Annotated in this window: 17 protein-coding genes; 7 read left to right on the top strand and 10 right to left on the bottom strand. The window is 35.9% G+C overall.

Annotation, left to right across the window (positions count from 1 at the left end):
- The first annotated feature begins 48 nt into the window (after positions 1 to 48).
- From ACKXGU_RS12130 to ACKXGU_RS12115, 4 genes are all read left to right on the top strand, one after another.
- Positions 49 to 564, top strand: a complete 516-nt coding sequence (locus ACKXGU_RS12130) for an RNA polymerase sigma factor (protein WP_463465551.1) — start codon at positions 49 to 51, stop codon at positions 562 to 564.
- A 56-nt stretch (positions 565 to 620) separates the two neighbouring features.
- Positions 621 to 1514 carry a FecR family protein gene (locus tag ACKXGU_RS12125; protein WP_463465550.1) on the top strand — a complete coding sequence of 298 codons (894 nt, stop codon included), beginning with the start codon at positions 621 to 623 and terminating at the stop codon, positions 1512 to 1514.
- Positions 1515 to 1539: 25 nt separating this feature from the next.
- Positions 1540 to 3798: a TonB-dependent receptor plug domain-containing protein gene (locus ACKXGU_RS12120; protein WP_463465549.1), complete on the top strand. Its 2259-nt coding sequence runs from the start codon at positions 1540 to 1542 to the stop codon at positions 3796 to 3798.
- Positions 3799 to 3888: 90 nt separating this feature from the next.
- Positions 3889 to 4518: a hypothetical protein gene (locus tag ACKXGU_RS12115; protein WP_463465548.1), complete on the top strand. Its 630-nt coding sequence runs from the start codon at positions 3889 to 3891 to the stop codon at positions 4516 to 4518.
- A gap of 71 nt (positions 4519 to 4589) precedes the next feature.
- Here ACKXGU_RS12115 and argS read toward each other — a convergent pair whose 3' ends face one another.
- Positions 4590 to 6368, bottom strand: a complete 1779-nt coding sequence (argS, locus tag ACKXGU_RS12110; RefSeq protein ID WP_463465547.1) for an arginine--tRNA ligase — start codon at positions 6366 to 6368, stop codon at positions 4590 to 4592.
- Between the two features lie 120 nt (positions 6369 to 6488).
- Positions 6489 to 6689, bottom strand: coding sequence for a hypothetical protein (locus ACKXGU_RS12105; RefSeq protein WP_463465546.1), 201 nt, complete (start codon positions 6687 to 6689; stop codon positions 6489 to 6491).
- Positions 6690 to 7072: 383 nt separating this feature from the next.
- On the opposite strand from ACKXGU_RS12105, the gene ACKXGU_RS12100 reads away from it, so the two are divergent.
- The gene (locus ACKXGU_RS12100; protein ID WP_463465545.1) at positions 7073 to 9142 is read left to right on the top strand and encodes an ATP-binding protein; all 2070 of its coding nucleotides are present in this window, start codon (positions 7073 to 7075) and stop codon (positions 9140 to 9142) included.
- On the opposite strand, the gene ctlX is transcribed toward ACKXGU_RS12100, so the two are convergent.
- Positions 9143 to 10075, bottom strand: a complete 933-nt coding sequence (gene ctlX, locus ACKXGU_RS12095) for a citrulline utilization hydrolase CtlX (RefSeq protein WP_463465544.1) — start codon at positions 10073 to 10075, stop codon at positions 9143 to 9145.
- A gap of 93 nt (positions 10076 to 10168) precedes the next feature.
- Here ctlX and ACKXGU_RS12090 point away from each other — a divergent pair, with 93 nt between their 5' ends.
- Positions 10169 to 10678 carry a DUF3124 domain-containing protein gene (locus ACKXGU_RS12090; protein ID WP_463465543.1) on the top strand — a complete coding sequence of 170 codons (510 nt, stop codon included), beginning with the start codon at positions 10169 to 10171 and terminating at the stop codon, positions 10676 to 10678.
- Positions 10679 to 10692: 14 nt separating this feature from the next.
- Positions 10693 to 11391 carry a class I SAM-dependent methyltransferase gene (locus tag ACKXGU_RS12085; protein ID WP_463465542.1) on the top strand — a complete coding sequence of 233 codons (699 nt, stop codon included), beginning with the start codon at positions 10693 to 10695 and terminating at the stop codon, positions 11389 to 11391.
- 1 nt (position 11392) lies between these two features.
- Here the strand turns inward: ACKXGU_RS12085 and ACKXGU_RS12080 are convergent, their stop codons facing one another.
- The 7 genes from ACKXGU_RS12080 to porU form a co-directional block, all read right to left on the bottom strand.
- Complete coding sequence (locus ACKXGU_RS12080) at positions 11393 to 12076, bottom strand: SDR family NAD(P)-dependent oxidoreductase (RefSeq protein ID WP_463465541.1); 684 nt, start codon at positions 12074 to 12076, stop codon at positions 11393 to 11395.
- Positions 12069 to 13073 (bottom strand): M28 family metallopeptidase, encoded by a 1005-nt coding sequence (locus ACKXGU_RS12075; RefSeq protein ID WP_463465540.1) that lies wholly within the window; start codon positions 13071 to 13073, stop codon positions 12069 to 12071. The genes ACKXGU_RS12080 and ACKXGU_RS12075 overlap by 8 nt, the downstream gene beginning before the upstream one ends.
- Positions 13074 to 13157: 84 nt before the next feature.
- Entirely contained in the window at positions 13158 to 14804 is a 1647-nt protein-coding gene (locus ACKXGU_RS12070; protein WP_463465539.1) for a pyruvate dehydrogenase complex dihydrolipoamide acetyltransferase, read from the bottom strand.
- A 3-nt stretch (positions 14805 to 14807) separates the two neighbouring features.
- On the bottom strand, positions 14808 to 15806 hold the full coding sequence (pdhA, locus tag ACKXGU_RS12065; protein WP_463465538.1) for a pyruvate dehydrogenase (acetyl-transferring) E1 component subunit alpha: 999 nt from the start codon (positions 15804 to 15806) through the stop codon (positions 14808 to 14810).
- A gap of 90 nt (positions 15807 to 15896) precedes the next feature.
- A complete protein-coding gene (gene cdd, locus ACKXGU_RS12060; RefSeq protein ID WP_463465537.1) occupies positions 15897 to 16379 on the bottom strand; it encodes a cytidine deaminase in 483 nt (160 codons plus the stop codon).
- Positions 16380 to 16470: 91 nt separating this feature from the next.
- Complete coding sequence (gene porV / locus ACKXGU_RS12055) at positions 16471 to 17709, bottom strand: type IX secretion system outer membrane channel protein PorV (protein ID WP_463465536.1); 1239 nt, start codon at positions 17707 to 17709, stop codon at positions 16471 to 16473.
- A 33-nt stretch (positions 17710 to 17742) separates the two neighbouring features.
- Entirely contained in the window at positions 17743 to 21612 is a 3870-nt protein-coding gene (gene porU, locus ACKXGU_RS12050; RefSeq protein ID WP_463465535.1) for a type IX secretion system sortase PorU, read from the bottom strand.
- Positions 21613 to 21628 lie beyond the last annotated feature (16 nt).

Here is a 21628-nt window from a genome sequence, read left to right as displayed (position 1 = left end):
CTACCCTGTATTTCTTTTTTTATACATTTACGAGCATAAAATTTAAAAATGCCTAAAGATTTAAATGACCATATATGCGACGAAGCCCTATTTTCAAAGGCATTTAACCGCTATGCTAAAGATTTACATGATTTTTTGTACTACAAATTTGGCAGCCATATAAATCCACAAGATAAAGTACAAGAAGCTTTTGTGAAACTCTGGCAAAAATGTCAAGATGTGGCACCATCTAAAGCCAAATCATTTTTATTTACGGTAGCCAATAATTTAACACTGAATGATATTGCCCATCAAAAAGTTGTTTTAAAATTTCAGCAAACGAAACCCAAATCATCAACCAATGAGAACCCGGAATTCCTCATGGAGGAACACGAGTATAAAATAAAATTACAAAACGCTATTGCTAATTTGTCCGAAACGCAACGCGTGGCTTTTTTGATGAATCGGATTGAAGGTAAAAAGCTCAAGGAAATCGCAGACATTTTAAACATCTCTCAAAAAGCTGTAGAAAAGCGAATTTATGGTGCATTAAAACAATTACGTCAAGAAATTGATGGCATTTAAAATTATGAGGTAGGAAAAATGAGGATGAACCTGTTATATAATTAAGTGACCCATTTATGGATAGAGAATATTTAATAAAAAAATGGTTAGACCACGACTTAAACGCCGAGGAACTACAGGCTTTTCAGGCTTTGGATGACTATCGTGAACTAACAAAACTATCAAATTCCCTGGAAGATTTTAAGGCTCCGGATTTTGACGGTAAATCTGCATATTTAAATATTCAGAATAAAATTTCATTAGAAAAATCTAAAATATCTTGGTTTAAACCATTTTTGCGCATAGCCTCAATTATCGCTGTATTGTTGGCTGTTTATATCTACACAACCACATTAGACACAACAACCACTACATATTTTGCCGAAAAAACAGAGGTTTACCTACCTGACCAAACCAAGGTTAGTTTGAATGCACAATCGCAATTGACCTATAATAAACATGATTGGCAATCAAAACGTGATGTCAATTTGAACGGCGAAGCCTACTTTGATGTGGAAAAGGGTTCGGAATTCAATGTGATTACTGATAATGGTACCGTAACCGTGTTGGGAACAGAATTCAATGTTAAAAATAGACCAGGCTTTTTCGAAACCGTTTGCTATGAAGGTTCCGTCAAAGTCATTTCCAATAACCAAACTAAAATATTAAAACCCGGAGATCAGTTTTTAATTATTGATGGGAATTATATTGCTCAAGAAAAAGAAAAAAACAATCAACCTAGTTGGTTACAAAATGAAAGTTGTTTTAAGAGTATTCCTTACAAGTATGTGCTACGCGAGTTTGAAAGACAGTATCATGTGACTTTCAATACAGAATCTATTGATACGGATAAGCTGTATACTGGTAGTTTTGTACATAACAATCAGGAATTGGCATTGAAAGCCATTACATTACCTCTAAATATTAACTTTACAATTAAAAATAGTGTGATTGTACTAAACCGTGAGTAGCATAAAAATCAAAATTTTTAGCTGTTTGTTACTGCTATTTACTACCTCTGTTGGTGCCCAAAACTTAAGTAACGGCAAACAACCCTTATCCGATGCTCTTGAATTACTATCTGAAGAGTATCAGATACGCTTTTCATATGCTGATGAGCATATTGCCTACAAGATGATTGCTTTACCCAAAGGCGAAGAATCACTCAATACGATATTGACTTTCATACAACGGGAAACGAATCTTGTATTTCAAGAAATCAGTCCCAATAATTATGTGATCATAAACGGTAATTCGCCTACCCAGTTTTTAGACGAAGTCCTCATCACCAAATACCTTACTGAAGGTATCTCATTACAAACAGATGGTACTTCAAAAATTAATTTAGATGAATTTGGCATCTTGCCTGGGCTAATCGAACCTGATGTTTTGCAAACCATACAGGCCTTACCAGGCATCATAAGTGTTGATGAACGTGTATCCAACCTCAATATTCGTGGTGGTACCAATGACCAAAATTTAATTCTCTGGGATGGTATCAAAATGTATCAATCAGGTCATTTTTTTGGATTGATTTCACCATTTAACCCAACTTTGATTCATGATATTTCAATATCCAAAAATGGCAGTAGTGCAGAATATGGTGATGGTGTTTCAGGGATAATCAATATGCACACATCAGACAGTATTCCTAACAAAATAAATGGTGGATTGGGAACTAACTTGATTGCTTATGATGGTTTCGCCAAAATACCTGTTACTGATAAAATTGGCATTCAGGTATCTGCTAGACGATCTCTCACCGATGTATTTAACACACCTACCTACGACCAATATTTTGATCGTATTTTTCAAGACTCGGACCTAACTCAACAAAATAATAATCAGGTCACTCAAGATGAGCGCTTTTATTTTTATGATGTGTCGTCAAAACTCACTTTTAAACTTTCAAAAAAAGACCTCATCACCATTAGTGGATTAAAGATTTTTAATTCCTTGGACTATAGAGAAACAGCTACCGGAATAGCGAACACACAATCCTCAACAAGCAAGCTTATTCAGGAAAGCACAGCTTTGGGAATAGACTACAAGCGGCAATGGCATGCGAAGTTGCAAACCAGTTTTAAGGTTTCACTTTCTAATTACGATTTAAACTCAAGAAACAATGATGTTGACAATAACCAACGACTTATTCAGGAAAATGATGTTCGTGATAATCGATTAGAATTGCAAGCCAATTATCAGATTAATCAAAACTTGAATTATTTGGGTGGTTACCAATATGCAGAAATTGGCATGAGTAATCTGGAAGATGTTAACAATCCGGAATACAGACGCTATATTAAGGATGTTTTGCGGTCTCATGGTCTTTTTAATGAAGTAAGTTTTAAATCCAATTCAGGAAAAACACATGCCAGATTAGGTATCAGAGCCAATTATTTCGAGCAGTTTTCCGATTTCTTTTTAGAACCACGCTTAGTGATCAATCAAAAAATAGCCAATGACTTCCGATTAGAATTATTGGCTGAATTAAAAAGCCAATCGGCTTCTCAAATCATTGATTTACAAGATGACTTTTTAGGTGTCGAAAAAAGACGCTGGATATTGGCAAACAATGATGATATACCCATCATTCAAAGTCAGCAGGTATCATTAGGAACCCATTACCAAAAGAAGAAACTCCTGATTAGTTTAGAAGGCTACATCAAACACGTGGATGGCATTACAACCCGAAGCCAAGGTTTTCAAAATCAGTACCAATATACCAATGCCATTGGTTCTTACACTGTAACGGGTTTAGATTTTTTAATCAATCAGCAATTTGACAATTGGAGTACCTGGTTAAGCTACTCATTGAGTAAAAACAATTACACCTTTGATGATTTAAACAATGGAAACCAATTTCCAAACAATATAGACATTAGACATCAGGTGACCTTTGCTGGAACATACAGTGTCAACAATTTAAAACTGGCATTGGGTTTCAATTGGCATTCGGGCAGACCCACAACTTATTATAATGTTTCCAATCCTGTTTCGGGAAATGACATCAATTATTTAGAACCTAACAGCAACAATCTATCGTCTTACTTTAGAGCAGATTGCTCGGCAACCTATAAGTTTAATATTGCCAAAAACTGGCATGCCCACATTGGCGCTTCCCTTTGGAATATTTTCAACACCAAAAACACCATTAACCGCTACTACCGATTAACCGATACAAACACCCTTTCTGAAATCAATACAACATCTTTGGGCATAACGCCCAATCTGACGTTCAGGGTAAGTTTTTAAATATCTCCTTTAAAATTACGTACCTATACGTATTGAATTTATTGGCTTAAAAAGCTAAATTGAGCATTAATAAAAAGCATATTGAGGCTTATGAAGAATATATCAACAATTTTAATATTAGGGATTTTAATGTTATCATGCTCATCTTCAAAAAACAAACGGGTAAAGACAAGATATTTTAATGAATACAATAATGAAATAAGTAAATCAAAGTTTATAGAAATTCGTTCAACTAATAGGCTATTGGATATTCCGGGTGATTCAGCTAATCATAGAAAATTGACCTTGAGAGAAAAAAGTGGGAAAATAACCAACAGACATACAATAGATTCACTCCTTGAAAAGGAAACTAATTATGAATTAGATTCAAACAAACCCCTAGTAATTATTTACTATCCAGGGAAAGACCGGTGTAATTCGAGTGGTTCTGCGACAAAGGAAACAAGAAAGGCTTGGTTTAATCAATTAGAAGATGGAATCAATCAAATCGCTCAAACAAAACCAATTTATCTTTATAAAAATAGCGATGGTTTGGAAAAATATGATGGTATTTTAACTTGGAACAAAGATCCTGATGGAATTATTGAAAGATTATTTTTTGAACACCCTTATCCTTGCAACAGTTTTGTTGTAATTTCGAAAGATGGTGAATACTTCAGTTATTTTGGTGAGTTCAGCAAAGAAAAAGTCTGGGTAGCTACACATAGCATGAACAAATAAAGCTATTTATAAAGGCTACATACCTAACAACCGATATTCTTAATCCTGCAAATGAATATCGTTAATTCATTCTACATCCTATCTGGAACCTGAATACCTAATAGCGCAAAAGCTTGCTTAATGGTTCTGCCCACTACTTGAGACAATTGAACTCTAAATACTTTATCCGTGTCATTGTCTGCTCCTAAAATCGATACGTTTTGGTAAAACGAATTAAATTCTTTAACCAGGTCATAGGTATAATTAGCAATCAAAGCCGGACTGTAATTAGCTGCTGCTTGTTGCACAATTTCTGGGAATAACTGCACCTGTTTAATGAGTTCACGTTCTTTATCATGCAAATTTTCAGGAGTTACTTGGCTGCTGAAATCAAAATTGGCTTTTCGTAAAATAGCTTGAATTCGGGCATAGGTATATTGAATAAATGGTCCTGTATTTCCTTGAAAATCCACCGATTCTTTAGGATCAAACAAAATACGCTTTCGCGGATCAACCTTTAAAATATAGTATTTCAATGCTCCTAAACCAATGGTGTGATATAAGTCCTGTTTATCAGCATCAGAATACCCATCCAGTTTACCCAATTCCTTGGAAATATCTTCGGCTGTTTGTTCCATTTCTACCATTAAGTCATCGGCATCCACAACCGTTCCTTCACGGCTTTTCATTTTTCCGCTGGGCAAATCGACCATACCATAACTCAAATGATACAGGTTTTCAGCCCATTCAAAGCCTAATTTTTTGATAATTAAAAACAAGACTTTAAAATGATATTCTTGCTCATTACCCACAGTATAAACCATGCCGCCAACATCTGGATAATCCTTAACCCGTTGAATAGCTGTACCAATATCTTGAGTTATGTAAACCGCCGTGCCATCAGCACGTTGCACGATTTTCTCATCCAGTCCGTCTTCAGTTAAATCACACCAAACCGAACCATCATCTTTTTTATAAAAAACTCCCGATTTCAGTCCTTCGGCTACAAACTCCTTACCTAATAAATAGGTTTCACTCTCGTAGTATAGTTTATCAAAGTCAACACCCAGATTTTTATACGTGATATCAAACCCGTCATACACCCAACCATTCATGGTTTCCCAAAGCTTTACGACTTCGTTTTCACCAGCTTCCCATTGACGGAGCATATCTTGGGCTTCCAACAAAATCGGGGCTTCTTTTTTTGCTTCTTCTTCAGATTTACCTTGAGCAATTAAATCAGTTATCTCCTTTTTATATTCTTGGTCAAACTTCACATAGTAGTTTCCAACCAATTTATCGCCTTTTAAACCTGTGCTTTTGGGTGTTTCACCACTACCAAATCGCTGCCACGCCAGCATACTTTTACAAATATGGATGCCACGGTCATTGATAATTTGGGTTTTGTAAACCTTTTTACCTGAAGCCTTCAGAATTTCAGAAACACTATATCCTAATAAGTTATTACGAATATGACCTAAATGCAGCGGTTTGTTGGTATTTGGTGAGGAATATTCCACCATAACAGCTTTATCATGAGGATTTGGCTTCACAATACCAAATTCTGAATCTTTTAATATATCATGGAAACTATCCAAGAAATAACCATCCTGAATCTCAATATTCAAAAATCCTTTGACTACGTTAAATCCTTTAACCAAATCAACATGTTCGGTTAGGTATTCACCTATTTTTTCACCTATTTGAACAGGATTACCTTTAATACTTCGAAGCATTGAAAATATCACAACTGTAATATCACCTGGGAATTCCCTGCGAGTTGCCTGAAATTCAACCGTTGGCAATGTCACATTATAGGTGTCTTTTACTGCTTGCTTTACAGCGTCTAAAAGTATTTCCTGAAGATTCATGTTTGATTTTTTAAGACTGCAAAGATAAGACTTTTCCTAAAGAGAAACCTGTAATTAAGGAACATAAAAAAGCCTGTCGAAACTACCGACAGACTTGTCAATTATATTTAAATGAATTTACTATTTTTTTCTTCCCAAAAAGCTCAATGCTATGGATGCCAACCCCAAAGCTATAGTCACATAGGAGTTATCATTGTCTTGAGCTTCGATACTTAAGTCGCCAATACCCACAGAGGCCTCTGGTGCTATTAAGGTATAAATTCCGTATCCAACCAATATGATTCCAACTATCAGCAAGATTTTTTTAATTGTATTGTTCATATTTTATAAGTTTAATTTTATGGAAGATACACAAAATCTGTCATAAAATTATAGCACTCAAAATCAATGACTTATAAATTTGAAATTTAGAATTTTCAAATCGTGCATTTCATCGACAAAAGTGTAGTTTTTCCGAGTTTTTTGCCGTTAATCGAGTAGTCCTTTTTTTACAAAAATTTGGCACGCCATTTCAACTAATTTTTTGGTATTAAAACCCAAAAATTAGCTTTTTGTAAGGGTTTTGTTAATTTTTGTTATGTAATGCTATTAATCCCCAAATTAATGGACTTTCTTAAACTAACTAACATATCACAAGCTTGTACGATATGCATGTTTTCACTTCGATGGAAGACAGGTGTTGATGACTGCTGTGTTTTTACTGTATGAAGAAATTAATTACTATAATTATTTTCCTATCTGTTTTTACTGGTTTTTCCCAAACCATGGAACAGGACAGTCTTACTATTCAGTTAGCTTTTCAAAAATCAGATACTTCCAAAGTCAAAACATCCCTACGCCTTGTCAAGGTACTTTATAATCAAGGTGATTATAGCAAAGCATTACAATATATTGCACAAAGCGAGAAGTTATCCAATGATTTAAATTATGAAAAAGGCATAGCCGAAATAACTTATTACAAGGCTTTGATTTACGCCAAAAAGAATGACTACATCAATGCCATTGCCAATTATGCCAAATCCAAAGAATTATTCTTGGCACAACAGGACACCCTGAATGTTGCTAAAGTCAATAACAGTATTGGTTTAATAGAAATTGAACGTGGTAACTATACAAAAGGTTTAGAGTATTCCCTTTCTGCTATTGAAGAATTAGAAAAGCGCAATCTCAAACGCGAATTGTGTTCAGCATACAAGAATTTAGCTACGGCATACAACAAAACAAATGATCGTATCAAGTCTATTGAGTTCAATTTAAAAAGGCTTGAAGTTGAAAAAGATTTAAACAACCAAGCTGGAATTATCAATACCCATAAAACGCTTGCCGAGTTATACTCTCTTGAAAAAGAAAATCGTAAAGCCATAGATTACTATGAAAAAGTATTGGATGCCATTGGTACTGAAAATGATTCCTTGAGAGGTGAAATTCTTCCGCGTTTGGGTGGCGAGTATTTATATTTTAAAGACTATGAACAAGCTTCAGCCTACCTTATAGAAGGCTTACAACTAAATAGAAAAACTAATAATCAATTGGGTCTTTTAATTTCGCTTAATAATTTAGGGAAACTCAATATTCAAGAAAGACGCGTAAAACTGGCTGATATCCGATTGAATGAAGCAGGAAATATTGCTGAAGCTATCGATAACAAACCTGAATTACTTAAAAACCTGGTATTAAGAAGACAATTGGATTCCACCAATAGAAACTTTGAACGGGCTTTTAAATGGCAACGTGATTATTATGAATTGAAAAGGGAACTCGATAATGAAAAAATTATAAAACCCTCCTATACTTCTATTGATGAAGATGCCTTAAAAAGTTTAACCCAATCTAACGCCAACACGAATCTAGCACTTGTTGAAGAGCATACCAAAGAGAATTTAGTCAATGAGAAAAAACTTAAAGATCTAAAATTATTGGTTTATGCCTTGGTAGCATTGACAGCAATAGTCATTGTATTTTTTATTTTAACCTATGTTAAACGAAACAGCAATCTGCAGTACACTCGCGAACTGGAAGATAAAAACAAAAAAACAGAACTGCAGAACGAGGCTATTTTAGAACAAACCAAGCATTTGGAAGATATTAATAAGGTTAAAGACAAACTATTTTCCATTGTATCCCATGACTTAAAAGATTCCTTGTCTTCTATTAAAGGGTTTATTGATTTATTAAAAGATGATCAATTATCACAAAGTGAATTCAACAGCTTGATACCAGAATTAAGTGAAAATGCCAACAATGCATCTATGTTGTTATTCAACTTATTAAACTGGTCAAAATCGCAAATGCAATCTTTAGAGTCTAATCCATCATTATTTGATATTCAAGAAGTTTTTGAAGAAAAAGTTCAGTTGTTGGAGCAAAAAATGGACAAGAAAGGTATTCTATTGAGAAATAAAACGCTCCGTGATTTTGTTTATGCGGACAGAAGCATGATTGAAATTGTTGTCCAAAACCTATTGACCAACGCTATTAAATTCAGTAAAGAAGGTGACACCATTACTATTTCAAATCACATTAGTAGTGGCAAATCAATCATTAGTATTTCAGATACAGGAGTAGGTATTTCACCAGAAAATCAGAAAAAATTATTCAAAAGCAGTACGTTTACTACAGTGGGTACTGGCAATGAAAAAGGTACAGGTCTTGGTTTGAGTATCTGTAAAGAGCTTGTGGATTTAAATCACGGTAAAATTTGGGTAGAAAGTGACCTAAACAAGGGTAGTACGTTCTATGTTGAGCTTCCTAAATCCAATCCGCAAAATACCTAATCAGGCTTTAGGCAAAAACACTTCTGCCATCATACAGCGGGCACTACCACCACCACAGGTTTCAATGGTTTCTAGAGAGCTGTAAACAATCGGGCAGAATTTTTCTATTTCAGCTATTTGAGATTTTGTTAAACTATTATATGCCGATTCACTCATTACCAAATAACGCTGATTCAAATGCCCTTGCACCTGTAACATATTACCTGCAAATTGATGCATTTGAGATTCAGTAATGGCAATAACGGCTTTCCCGTCTTCCTTAAGGCTTTTAATAACTTGTTTTCGCTCTTTTTTATCATCAATACTATCCAAACAAATGACCGCAAACTTTTCGGCTAAACACATCATAACATTGGTGTGATAAATAGGTAGTCGCTTACCATCTACTGTTTGATTGGCAGTAAACACAATGGGCGAATATTCAAAATCCTCACAAAATTCAATGAATAAATCTTCATCTGCTCTTGGGGACAACGCACAATAAGCCTTATGGTTTATTCTGTCCAACAGCAAACTTCCAGTTCCTTCCAAAAAAATCCCCTCGTCTTCAGCACTGGTATAATCAATGATATTTTCAATTTTAAATCCTTCTTGCTCCAGTCTGATAAACACCTCATCCCGTCGCTCTTTTCGCCTATTTTCAGCAAACATAGGGTATAGCGCTACATCACCATTTTCATGAAAACTCACCCAATTATTAGGGAAAATGGAATCGGGTGTATCCATTAATTTATCATCATTTTCAACAATCACATGAACTCCCACAGCACGCAATTTATCAACAAAGGCATCAAATTCTTTTTGGGCCTTTTCATTAATTTCAGCATTTTTAATATTTAAATCTTCCTGAAAATAATTATTGACGGCAGTTTGTTCATTCATCCTGAAGTTAACTGGACGAATCATTAAAATGGTATTTGTTGTTTGATGCATGGTTATCTAAAATTATGCAAAATTACTTTTTTTTAAAATGAAAATCACTGGTACAAAACAATAAAATTGCTAAATTGAGATAAATTACTTTTGATGAAACATCTATTCATTATCATACTAATTCCTATATGTTTCTGGTCTTGTGAAAAAGACAAGGAAATTAGCTCCATAAACCCTGTCAACTGGGAGAAGCGACGTGTTACAACCCCTATTAATGATAGTTTAAAAAACGGACAAAGCTATTTGCCTGTTTATTCAGAAATCTATAGTGAATCCGAGCATCTAACTGTTAATCTTACTGCTACTGTGAGTTTAAGAAACATCAATCCAAACGAATCCATTTATCTTAATAAGGCTTCATATTACGATACCAAAGGAAACCTCATTCGCACATATTTTGACTTCCCTATTGACATCAAACCGCTAGAGACCATAGAAATTGTTATTGACGAAAGAGATACAACAGGTGGACCTGGTGCTAATTTTGTGTTTGACTGGGCCACTAAAGCAGACTTACATGAACCGTTTTTTGAAGCTGTCATGATTTCGACCATTGGCCAATTGGGTATTTCATTCACTACTCAAGGAATTACCATAAACTAATCTTTTATCCAATAATGAAAAAAGAACAAATTAATGATATTATTGGCTGGGATATTGTGAACTGGTCCAAAAGCTTTCATTTTTGGAATAAACATTTAGATGTTAAGGACAAAAATTACAAGTGTCTAGAATTAGGTGCCAGACAAGGAGGTTTATCGCTTTGGTTGGCTTTAAATAATAATCAAGTCATTTGTTCTGATGTGAGTTACACCGACCAGCAGCATGAGTTGGATAAAACAATTGCGTTACATCAAAAACACGGATGTGACCAACATATTCGCTACGAAGCTATTGACGCCTCTAACATACCCTATGAAAATCATTTTGATTTAGTCGTTTTTAAATCGGTTTTAGGCGGTGTTAGCATCGACACTGGCAAACGTTTGGAACAACAAACAGTGGATTCAATCTATAAAAGCTTAAAACCAGGCGGGCGTGTTGTTTTTATTGAAAATCTTGAAGGTTCATTTTTACATATGTATGCTCGCAAAAAATTTGTGGGCTGGGGAAGCAAATGGTATTATATGAAGTTAAAGGACTTGGTCAACTTATTTGATTCATATAAAAGTCTAAAATACCATACGGTCGGGTTCTTTGGGGCTTTTGGAAAATCTGAAAAACAACGTCAAATTCTAGGTCATTTGGACACCCTCCTAGAAAGGATGATACCCAAGCATAATCGCTACATCATGATTGGCATAGCAAAAAAATGAATTAAGGCGTCGAATTGGAAACCTGAAGTGTTTTGCCATTGAAGAATTTATGCCCATTCAAAACAAAATCTGATATATAGTTCGCCATTTCTAAAGCAGTTGTCGGTGCTTGATAACCAGGAAAAGCTTCTTCCAGCATTTCCGTTTGAACGGCACCCAAAGCTAAGGCATTAAATGATATACCTGAATCTTTATACTCCTCGGCCAATAATTCGGTTAAAGTAATGACAGCGCCTTTACTGGAACTGTAAGCCGCTAATCCGGGAAACTTGACACTGCCCTGAATGCCACCCATAGAACTTATGGTTACCACATGACCACTATCCTTCATAAATGGTAAAACCGTCCGAATCATTTCTGAAACACCAAAAACATTGGTACGATATACCTTTTCAAAATCTGATATAGAGGTTTCTGAAAAAGGTTTGTTGAGTAATAATCCCGCATTGTTGACCAATGCATCCACGTGTCCCCATTCATCACTTATAAATTCCGAAACCTTTTGATAATCATTTTGATTACATAAATCAAAAGCCATGGATGTAATGTTCTCAAAATGCATGTTGTTGACTGGTTGTGCGTTTCTTGAAAGTGCTAAAACATGGTATCCCTGCTTGGCAAATAAGTGTACCAACTCAAATCCAATACCTCTACTGGTACCAGTTACAATTATATTTTTACTCATCTTTTAAAATAACTTCTTTAGTTTCTGCATTCATCATGCCTTCCAATGCTGCTAACATTTTAGTTACAAATGCTGCCATGTGATCATAATTCATTTTATCAGGTTCGTCATCAACATGATGATAATAGTCAAAATTAGTAAAATCGAAGGTAGAAATGGCATGTGCTGGAATATGTAAGGATTGATAAAATGGAAAATTATCAGACCTCATGAATAAATTGAATTCTTTAGCTTGCGGAAAAAAACCAACAACTTCCTCTCCCGCATAACGGTTTAATGTTTCAGCAAAATTGGACCGTTCGTAACCGCTCATATAGGACATAGAAATATCTGGAGATCTAGGCACACCTATCATTTCAAAATTAATCATGGTATAAGCATTAAAACCCTCATTTTTGAGGCGTTCAGCGAGGTGCGCTGAACCTTTTAATCCCATTTCTTCGGCGGCATACAAGGTCACCAAAATACTACGTTTGTTTGTTTTACTTTTAGCAAAATATTTGGCAAATTCCATTGCAGCAATAGTGCCAGAAGCGTCATCATTGGCACCGTTAGCTATGTTATCGCCATTGACTTCTTTACCCTGTCCAATATGATCGTAATGTCCACCCAAAATGACAAACTCGTTTTTTAGTTTTGGGTCATTCCCTTCAACCACACCAACAATATTGTAACCAATAATATCTTTTAATTTAAAGGTGTCGCGATAGCTTTCAAAGTAGGGTTGGATGTGATTCTCTCTTAAATAATTTTCAATATAAACAGCGGCCAGCTCAATTCCTTCAGAGCCAGTTGCCCTTCCTCCCAATTCATCTGAAGCCAAATACTCCATGCTTTCTTGAATTGATTGTTTAATTTCCGATTTGTTGGGTTCTACTACTTGAGTGCTGGTAACTTCTTGAACAATTTCTGTTTGTTGATTCTCTTGACTCGTTGACTTGGTGGATTTACAACCAAATGCTAAAACTATGGCAAGGACAATGACTAATTTTTTCATCTGTATTTGTTAAAGTGTTTAAAGATAAAAAATCCCACTTGAAATAATTCGAGTGGGATTCGTATAATTTTCGAATAACTTCACTTAAACCAACATGGTAATAGGGTTCTCGATATAACCTTTTAAGGTCAATAAGAATTCAGCACCAGTAGCACCATCAACTGTTCTATGATCACATGCCATTGTAAGTTTCATGGTATGACCTACAACAATCTCACCATTCTTAACAACTGGTTTTTCTACAATAGCTCCTACAGACAAAATCGCCGAATTTGGCTGGTTAATAATAGATGTAAAACTCTCAATACCAAACATACCTAAATTGGAAATAGTAAAGGTACTTCCTTCCATTTCTTGAGGTGTCAGTTTTTTATTTCTGGCTTTACCAGCATAATCCTTGACTGCAGCTCCAATTTGTGGTAAACTCTGCTCATTTGCAAAACGCACAACAGGTACCACTAACCCATCTGGTACAGCTACAGCAACACCAATGTGAACATGGTTATTTAATTGCATACGATCATCAAACCATTGCGAATTAACCTGCGGATGTTTTTTAAGTGCCAAGGCACAAGCTTTTATAACAATATCATTGAACGATATTTTGGTATCTGGAATAGAATTATATTGTTGACGGAATGCCATAGCATTTTCCATATCAAACTCTACATTCAAATAATAATGTGGGGCTGTGAATTTTGATTCGGCCAAACGTTTCGCAATGACCTTACGCATTTGTGAATGTTTCACTTCATCAAAATCCTCTTGACCCGTTGGTACAAATTTACCAACTGAAGCTACAGATGAGGCAGCTGGGTTAAAGTTCTCTATATCTCGCTTGACTATACGACCGTTTTCACCAGATCCCGCAACTTGTGATAAATTAATCCCGCGTTCTTCAGCCATTTTTTTAGCCAAAGGCGAAACAAACACTCTTCCATTAGTTACTGTTGGTTGCTTTTGTTCAGGCTCATTAACTTTAGCTGGTGTTGATGTCGTTTCTTGTTTAGGCTCAACCTTTTTTGGAGCCTCCTCTTTTTTCGATTCAGAAGATGTTCCTCCAGCTTTAAAGTTTTTTGCTACATCAGAGACATCTGTTCCAGCAGGACCAATTATAGCTAAAAGGGCGTCAACTTTAGCCGATTCGCCTTCCTGTAACCCAACATGTAAAAGCGTACCAGATTGAAATGACTCAAACTCCATGGTTGCTTTGTCCGTTTCTATTTCAGCCAATATATCACCTTCTTCAACAGTATCACCCACTTTTTTCAACCAAGTAGCAACAGTGCCTTCTTCCATGGTATCACTCAAACGCGGCATAGTTACAACCGTAACGCCTTCTGGTAAATCAACTGATTCACTACTTTGTGACTCTTTTGAAGACTCCTCATTATTGCTTGGAGTGTCTTCTTTATTTTCTTCTTTTTTCGATTCCTTGTCTTCAGTTTTTTTCTCGGAAGTTTGTCCGTTTAGCAAATCGGATATATCCTCTCCTTCATCACCAATAATGGCCAATAATTCATCGACTTTAGTCGTTTCCCCTTCCTGAACACCAATATGTAATAACGTCCCTTCATGAAAAGATTCAAACTCCATGGTAGCCTTATCGGTTTCAATTTCTGCCAAAATATCGCCTTCTTCAACCTTGTCACCCACTTTTTTCAACCAAGTAGCAACTGTTCCCTCTTCCATGGTATCACTCAAACGAGGCATGTTTATAATCTCTGCCATAGCTTATAATTTATGTTGTAAAAATGGATAATCCTCCTGTTCGTAAACAGTATCGTACATAACATTCTTTTCTGGCCATGGAGACTCTTCCGCAAACTTTTCACATTCACTTACCAAATCTTTCACACGTTTATCAATTTTCTTAATATCGGCTTCAGTGGCATATTTCTTTTCAAGGATGATATCTTTAACTTGCTCGATAGGATCTATTTTTTTGTACTCCTCTACTTCATCTTTAGTTCGGTAGTGCTGTGCATCACTCATGGAGTGACCACGATAACGATATGTTTTCATTTCCAAGAATGTTGGACCATCACCACGACGCGCCCTATCAATCGCTTCATGCATGGCTTCCGCAACCTTAACCGGATTCATACCATCTACTGGTCCACATGGCATTTCGTAACCTAAACCTAGCTTCCAAATATCTGTATGATTGGCCGTTCTTTCCACAGAAGTACCCATGGCATAACCATTATTTTCACAGACAAATACAACAGGCAATTTCCAGTTCATGGCCATATTGAAAGTTTCATGTAAAGATCCTTGTCTTACAGCACCATCACCCATATAACACAAAGTTACGGCTCCTGTTTCGTTGTATTTATCTCCAAATGCCATACCTGCACCCAAAGGAATTTGTCCACCAACAATACCGTGACCTCCATAGAAACCATGCTCCTTTGAGAATATGTGCATAGAACCACCTAATCCTTGCGACGTACCAGTAGCTTTACCATAAAGTTCTGCCATAACACGTTTTGGATCAACTCCCATACCAATGGGTTGTACGTGATTTCTATAAGCTGTGATCATTTTGTCCTTGGACAGGTCCATAGCGTGTAGCGCACCAGCCAAAACAGCTTCCTGACCGTTATACAAGTGAAGAAAACCTCTCACTTTTTGTTGAATGTATACTGCAGCTAGTTTATCTTCAAACTTTCTCCAGAATAGCATGTCCTCATACCATTTCAGGTAAACTTCTTTCGTTATTTTTTGCATTGATTACGTTAATTAAGTAAACGATTAACAAAAGTAACACTTTAGTTAGTAATGAAAAAACTGAAATTTGTAAAATTTGTTTCGAAAACGTTATAGAAAAGATTTATCAAAAACTAAAGGTAATAAATTGGCTAAAGAATCAGACTTTACGACTTTTCCTGTTTCCCCCATAAAGTAAATTTCAATAGGCGTTTCTTGTTTAACCTCGTATTCTGCAATAGCCTGTCTACAGGCTCCACATGGTGGAATTGGTGCAACAGTCTGCTTTTTTCTAGAGCCAGCAGTTAAAGCCATACGAATGATTTTGACTTCTGGAAATTGAGATCCCGCATAATATATAGCTGTACGTTCGGCACAGAGACCTGATGGGTAAGAGGCGTTTTCTTGATTGTTACCAGTGACAACCTCATCATTTTCCAGTAGCACTGCCGCACCCACACTAAAATTAGAATAAGGCGCATAAGCTCTTTCCCTGGCCTTCATGGCTTGTTGCATCAAGGATTTAACAGGCTCTGGAAGTTCATCAAAACTCTCATAGACCTGTAAAAGCGACTCTATTTTGACTTCTTTCATAGAAAAGTATAATGACTAATTTAAGAAACTATTTTAGACAAAAAAACTATTGCGAGTGCAATAGTTTTTAAGTTTTGTGTTTGTTTCATTTCTAATACTCCTGATAAGCGCCTCTATCAATATTAAATGACAGTGAGAAACGCAAGGTATTTTCCAGCGGACTTCTAACCTTTGAAGCAGAGAACAGGTATGATAAATCTATACCAATAATATTGTAATTAAACCCAGCTCCCAATGCAAAGAACTTTCTCGCACCTTTTTCTTCAGCTTCATTAAAATATCCTGCTCTAATTGCAAATGAATCTTGGTAAGTATATTCAGCTCCTAGCGCCCAAGTCCATTCCTTCATTTCTTCACTGAAACCACCTGGTGCATCACCAAATGATTGAAACATACCTTGAAAAAAACCAACGTCAGGATCCTTACCATCAATAATGACGGTTGGGTTCACTACAGGCCCCAACTCATCCTCATCTGGATCATATTGACCATTACCATTGGTATCAGTATATTCATACTCCGTTCCATAAACTGGAGGTGTAGGCACCAATAATTTAGTCACCTCGGCAGTGACGGCTATTTTATTAAAGTCGTCTAAAATAAAATCAAACCCACCACCTAAACGTAAGGTAGTTGGCTGGAAGTTTTCCTGACCACCTTCATCATATTTAAATTTAGGTCCAATATTTTGAATAGCAAAAGCCAAACGCGTTCTACCATTAAAACTATTATATGCCTGCTCCTCACTTTGATAGTATCCAGAGATATCCACACCAAATGTACTGGCCGGTATGGCTTCAGGGTCAACTGCATCAATTTTCAAATCAGAACGTAAATAACGCATCGTAACGGCCATAGAAAACTGCTCACTCAACTTAAGCGCATAAGAGGCATCAAATGTCAATTCGTTAGGCTTTGTAATAAGCGCTTCTGAAAATTCATCCTGAACCAACTCAATTTCACCTAAAGAGAAATACCTGAAACTGGCTGCAAAAGCACTTCGCTCATTAATTCTGTTAAAATAGGTAATGTTACCTAAAAATATATCTTTAACAAGACTGCTTAGATAAGGTGTATAACTCACACCAACACCTTGCTTGGTTCTAGAAAATGCATATTTTGAAGGGTTCCATTGCTGTGAAAACACATCAACAGAAGTAGCAACCCCAATGTCACCCATTGAAGCAGCCCGAGCATCTGCAGCAATCAAAACAAAAGGCAATCCTGTTGTTATTACTCGTGAATCAAAATTATCTGGAATTACAACTGTCTGGGCTTTAGCATACGTTGCAGTGAATAAGACAATTAGTATTAAAATTCGGTTTTTCATGTATTCAATTTATTTAACAAATATAATTTTTTATTAGAGTATTACAAGTTTCTCAATTTTTTCGACGGTTTTATTCAATAAAGGGGATCTGACTTTTAACTTATAGACATAAACACCTTTACCTATTTTATCTCCAAAATCATCACGACCATCCCAAACAATATCTCGGGACAAAGCCGAAGTACCATTTCCACAGCATTCCGTGGTATTTGTCTGCCCATTAAGCGTTCTGACCAGTTTACCCGAAACCGTAAATATCTGTACAGAAACGTCCAAAGGTTCTGAACTATTGTGATTGAACCAAAATTCGGTATAATTAACAAATGGATTTGGATAATTCAAAACATTATTTATAACCAAACTTTGATTTTCATCGTGTACAACAAATTGTATTTCGGAGGTGGAGGAATTATTATAAACATCCCAAGCTTTCAATGTTAATGTGTGCAAACCAGGCTCTAAATCACGTAAAGGATAATTGGCCGAGCCACGTTGATAATTATCTGTCTCTGCTTGATAGTAATCATTTAACACATATTGATTGGTTTCATCCCCATCAATAATAGCTACTATGTCATGTCCTATGCCATTTGCCGTGTTAATACCGTTTTCATCTTCAAGTTTCACCAACAAACTAGGTGATTCATTGGTAATACCGCCAGACACAAAACTTTCATCATTCATATACAAATTAATGACTGGACCTGTATTGTCTTCAGGCGCGTTGGTGTTTAATCCACCTATAATAACATCTGTGACATTAGCTCCTGCTTGGTCTTCTAAAGCATCGTTTCTTTTAGCATAAAAACTCACCTTACCATTCCCTTCTGGTATTTCAATATCTCGTGGCACAATAAATTCAAATTCAAACTCACCATTGGTGATAGTAGCCTGTCCTCTAAAAATAGCAGCTCCTAAAGTTTCAAAGTCCATAATAATCAGTCTATTTCCGTCTCGAGTACCATCATTTGCCAAAGTTTGACGTTCTATATTTTTATCAAACACCACGGTTGATAATATCCCGTTATAATCGCTAATTATATTACCCTGTAAATCGGTAACCTCACCCGTTAATTTAGCACGACTTAAAGCCTGTAAAACCTCGTTTGATTGATTTATGGGTACATCATTAATTTTAGTTAACCTAATATTAGGGCTACCAAATGCTAATTTCATGGCAGGATCACCTATAAAAAACACTAATCGTTTTTGACCTGCACTAGAAACCAAAGCATCTATTTTGGTTAATCTCAATGCTTCAGCCATGGACGGGTATTCAAAATCTTCATAGTCATCATTGTCACTAAACGAAAATAAATACTCGCTCAATGTCTCATTAAAATTTCTACCAATGTTGACAAAAATTTGTCTGGTGGTCGTTATCAACCCAATGGCTCCTCCATCCTTATTCCAATAGGTATATTCTCCAGCTGTTGGTCGTAATGGATTATCAAATCGCGTGTACTCGCAGGTAACTGTTACGAACAAATTTAATTTACAAACATTATTAAGCTCTTGAGCGTCTATCTTTTCAAATATCCTCTCCTTAGCCAGTCCATCCTCTCCTCCATGCCCAAAGTAGTTTACAACCAATGCACCATTTTCAATAGCGTTAACCATTGCAGTATTTACGCTTGGGTATCTATCGCCACCTGCTGAAGATTCTTGTAAATAAGCGTCCGAATGAATTTTAATGGGATTAATAAACGGTTTCTCTTGGTTAACAACATTGGCAATCCGATCAGTTGTTGCCTGTAAATCCTGTTCCCAAGCTTCATCGACATCATCAGATACAACCACAAAATTATTACGCCAATTGCCATAAGAAGCACCAATATAATAGGATTCAATTTTATCGACCATTTGTTTAGCCCGTTGTGGCGATTCGGCCAATATTCGACCGACAGCAATATCCAGTTTATTAAATGTTTGCATGCCTCCTTCATTTTCATCCATCATACCGTAAAAATCATCAGACACAAAGGAGCCTGTTAAATTAAAACTATCATAAGCGTGCCAAAGTGGGACTATATTCGTATTGTAGGACAATCTGTTCTTGTAATCGTAGGAGCCATCACCAAAAAGACACAAATATTTTAGTCGGTTTTCTGGACTGCTAGCATTATCATACACATATTTAACCAGATTTCTAATAGCACCAATATCTTGATTTCCCGTGCTGAACTCTTTATATATTTCATTCAGTGTAACAACTTTTACATTTAAGCCGTTTTGTGTTCTATTAATTTGAGCCAAACGTTCAGCTTGGCTATATAAGCTGTTGGGTGTTACGATTAGATAGTCAATATCTTCAAAAACGCCTTGGGCATTATTAAAAATTGTTCCTTTTAAATTTTGATTTGCCACATAAGGATTAGAAACCATGATGGGCTGATAATAGTTCCCGCCAACAATGGCATATTTTTTCAATGTTCCCAAAGGTGATGTAAAACTTATAGTAGCTTCCGAGTCATTGTTTACATAATTACCAACATTGTAAATATCCGTAACATCCCATATTTCTTTTACTTGAGATGCGTTGGTAACTTGATATTCACCTATTCCTGATTCTGTTGATACATCATAGTTGTAAAAGGTAAACTGTGATCCGGAAAAGGTCAATGCCCTGGTAGCCTCCAACGAAATATAGTCTATGTATGCTTGAGCTGAAGGATTACCATTATTGTTATATGTCAAACTAACCGTTATATTTTCACCATTTAGATTAATATTCTGATCATAGTAGGCCTCACTGGCAAGAGCAGAATCATTTGTTGCCGGAATAGTCAAACTAGTAATGGCATTACCATTGACATCTACCTGCATCGTTGTGGGAATTTCAGAGGTTGAAGCAACATAGACCTTCAATTTAACAGGATCTGTTGCTATTAAATTAGGAAAGTTGAATTCAAATGACTTGTTTGTTTCTATCCCAAACCTATCACCAAACCATCTTCTCCCGACACTCACTAAATTATACTCATCAAGTTCATGGAACTGATAGTTTTGAAATGTATCAATCACCATATCTATATTTCCTGTAGGCTGAATAAAAGGCTGAATGCGCTTTCCATTTCCTGGGCTAATGTTAATGTAATAATAGGTATTGTCTGCGTAACAGTTAATATTGGTGTTTCTTTCTTCATCATAACCTTTAGGGCCTTCGGCATAAAACAAAATATAGTCCTGGTCATGAAAATACCCATCCGATTCCCCAATAATACGAATGGCATTTTCCTCAACATCAAATGGGTAGGGTACGGAATTTTCATAGGGTATCATTCTACCGCCATTACCATATAACTTGATACTTCTAGGGTCTACATTGTCTATATTTAAACCCAACTGCTCCAAAAAACTTCGAGATAATTTGTAGACACCTGTTTTATCGACTTGAAACCGGTACCAAGATCCTGAACTTAAAACAGAATTTGTAATGGTCTGTCGGTTAGTGTTTCTGTAATTAAAATTAGAATTGCGGTATGAAACCGCGAATGAGGTTACTTTTTTATAAACGCCATTCTCTTTAACAATGGGAGATACTGTTAAAAAGGCCGATTTTTTGTCACGCGCTATCGAACTCTTTAGTTCAAAATGGAGAGCGTTAGGTATGGTTCGCAAGTTTAAACTTGCCAATTCAGTTCTGGAAATTGGTGCATAGACCACATTATTTAGTTGAACAGAACTCTCATCAACCAGTTGCTGAATATCCCATTGTGCTGCAAACCGTAATCCCTGCGAAGGTTCATAAGAAAAATTTTCAGAGTTAAAACTTGGTAGTGACACCTTGTAAGATTCTGTTCCAAAAGTTTTAGTATTTCCCCATGCTATATTAAACGTTTTTTGCTGCGAAAAAACCGCAATACTGGCGAATATGGTTAGCAGAACTAGTTTCTTTTTCATTACACAAATAACGTGA

It is taken from the genome of Hanstruepera sp. CR43 (genome assembly GCF_055227665.1).
The sequence above is the reverse complement of the archived record's forward strand: the minus strand, read 5'-3'. Positions and strand labels throughout refer to the sequence as shown.

Coding starts and splice junctions, on each gene's coding strand:
- ACKXGU_RS12130 (WP_463465551.1), top strand. CDS start 49: ATGCCTAAAGATTTAAATGACCATATATGCGACGAAGCCCTATTTTCA.
- ACKXGU_RS12125 (WP_463465550.1), top strand. CDS start 621: ATGGATAGAGAATATTTAATAAAAAAATGGTTAGACCACGACTTAAAC.
- ACKXGU_RS12115 (WP_463465548.1), top strand. CDS start 3,889: ATGAAGAATATATCAACAATTTTAATATTAGGGATTTTAATGTTATCA.
- argS (WP_463465547.1), bottom strand. CDS start 6,368: ATGAATCTTCAGGAAATACTTTTAGACGCTGTAAAGCAAGCAGTAAAA.
- ACKXGU_RS12105 (WP_463465546.1), bottom strand. CDS start 6,689: ATGAACAATACAATTAAAAAAATCTTGCTGATAGTTGGAATCATATTG.
- ACKXGU_RS12100 (WP_463465545.1), top strand. CDS start 7,073: ATGAAGAAATTAATTACTATAATTATTTTCCTATCTGTTTTTACTGGT.
- ctlX (WP_463465544.1), bottom strand. CDS start 10,075: ATGCATCAAACAACAAATACCATTTTAATGATTCGTCCAGTTAACTTC.
- ACKXGU_RS12090 (WP_463465543.1), top strand. CDS start 10,169: ATGAAACATCTATTCATTATCATACTAATTCCTATATGTTTCTGGTCT.
- ACKXGU_RS12085 (WP_463465542.1), top strand. CDS start 10,693: ATGAAAAAAGAACAAATTAATGATATTATTGGCTGGGATATTGTGAAC.
- ACKXGU_RS12080 (WP_463465541.1), bottom strand. CDS start 12,076: ATGAGTAAAAATATAATTGTAACTGGTACCAGTAGAGGTATTGGATTT.
- ACKXGU_RS12075 (WP_463465540.1), bottom strand. CDS start 13,073: ATGAAAAAATTAGTCATTGTCCTTGCCATAGTTTTAGCATTTGGTTGT.
- ACKXGU_RS12070 (WP_463465539.1), bottom strand. CDS start 14,804: ATGGCAGAGATTATAAACATGCCTCGTTTGAGTGATACCATGGAAGAG.
- pdhA (WP_463465538.1), bottom strand. CDS start 15,806: ATGCAAAAAATAACGAAAGAAGTTTACCTGAAATGGTATGAGGACATG.
- cdd (WP_463465537.1), bottom strand. CDS start 16,379: ATGAAAGAAGTCAAAATAGAGTCGCTTTTACAGGTCTATGAGAGTTTT.
- porV (WP_463465536.1), bottom strand. CDS start 17,709: ATGAAAAACCGAATTTTAATACTAATTGTCTTATTCACTGCAACGTAT.
- porU (WP_463465535.1), bottom strand. CDS start 21,612: ATGAAAAAGAAACTAGTTCTGCTAACCATATTCGCCAGTATTGCGGTT.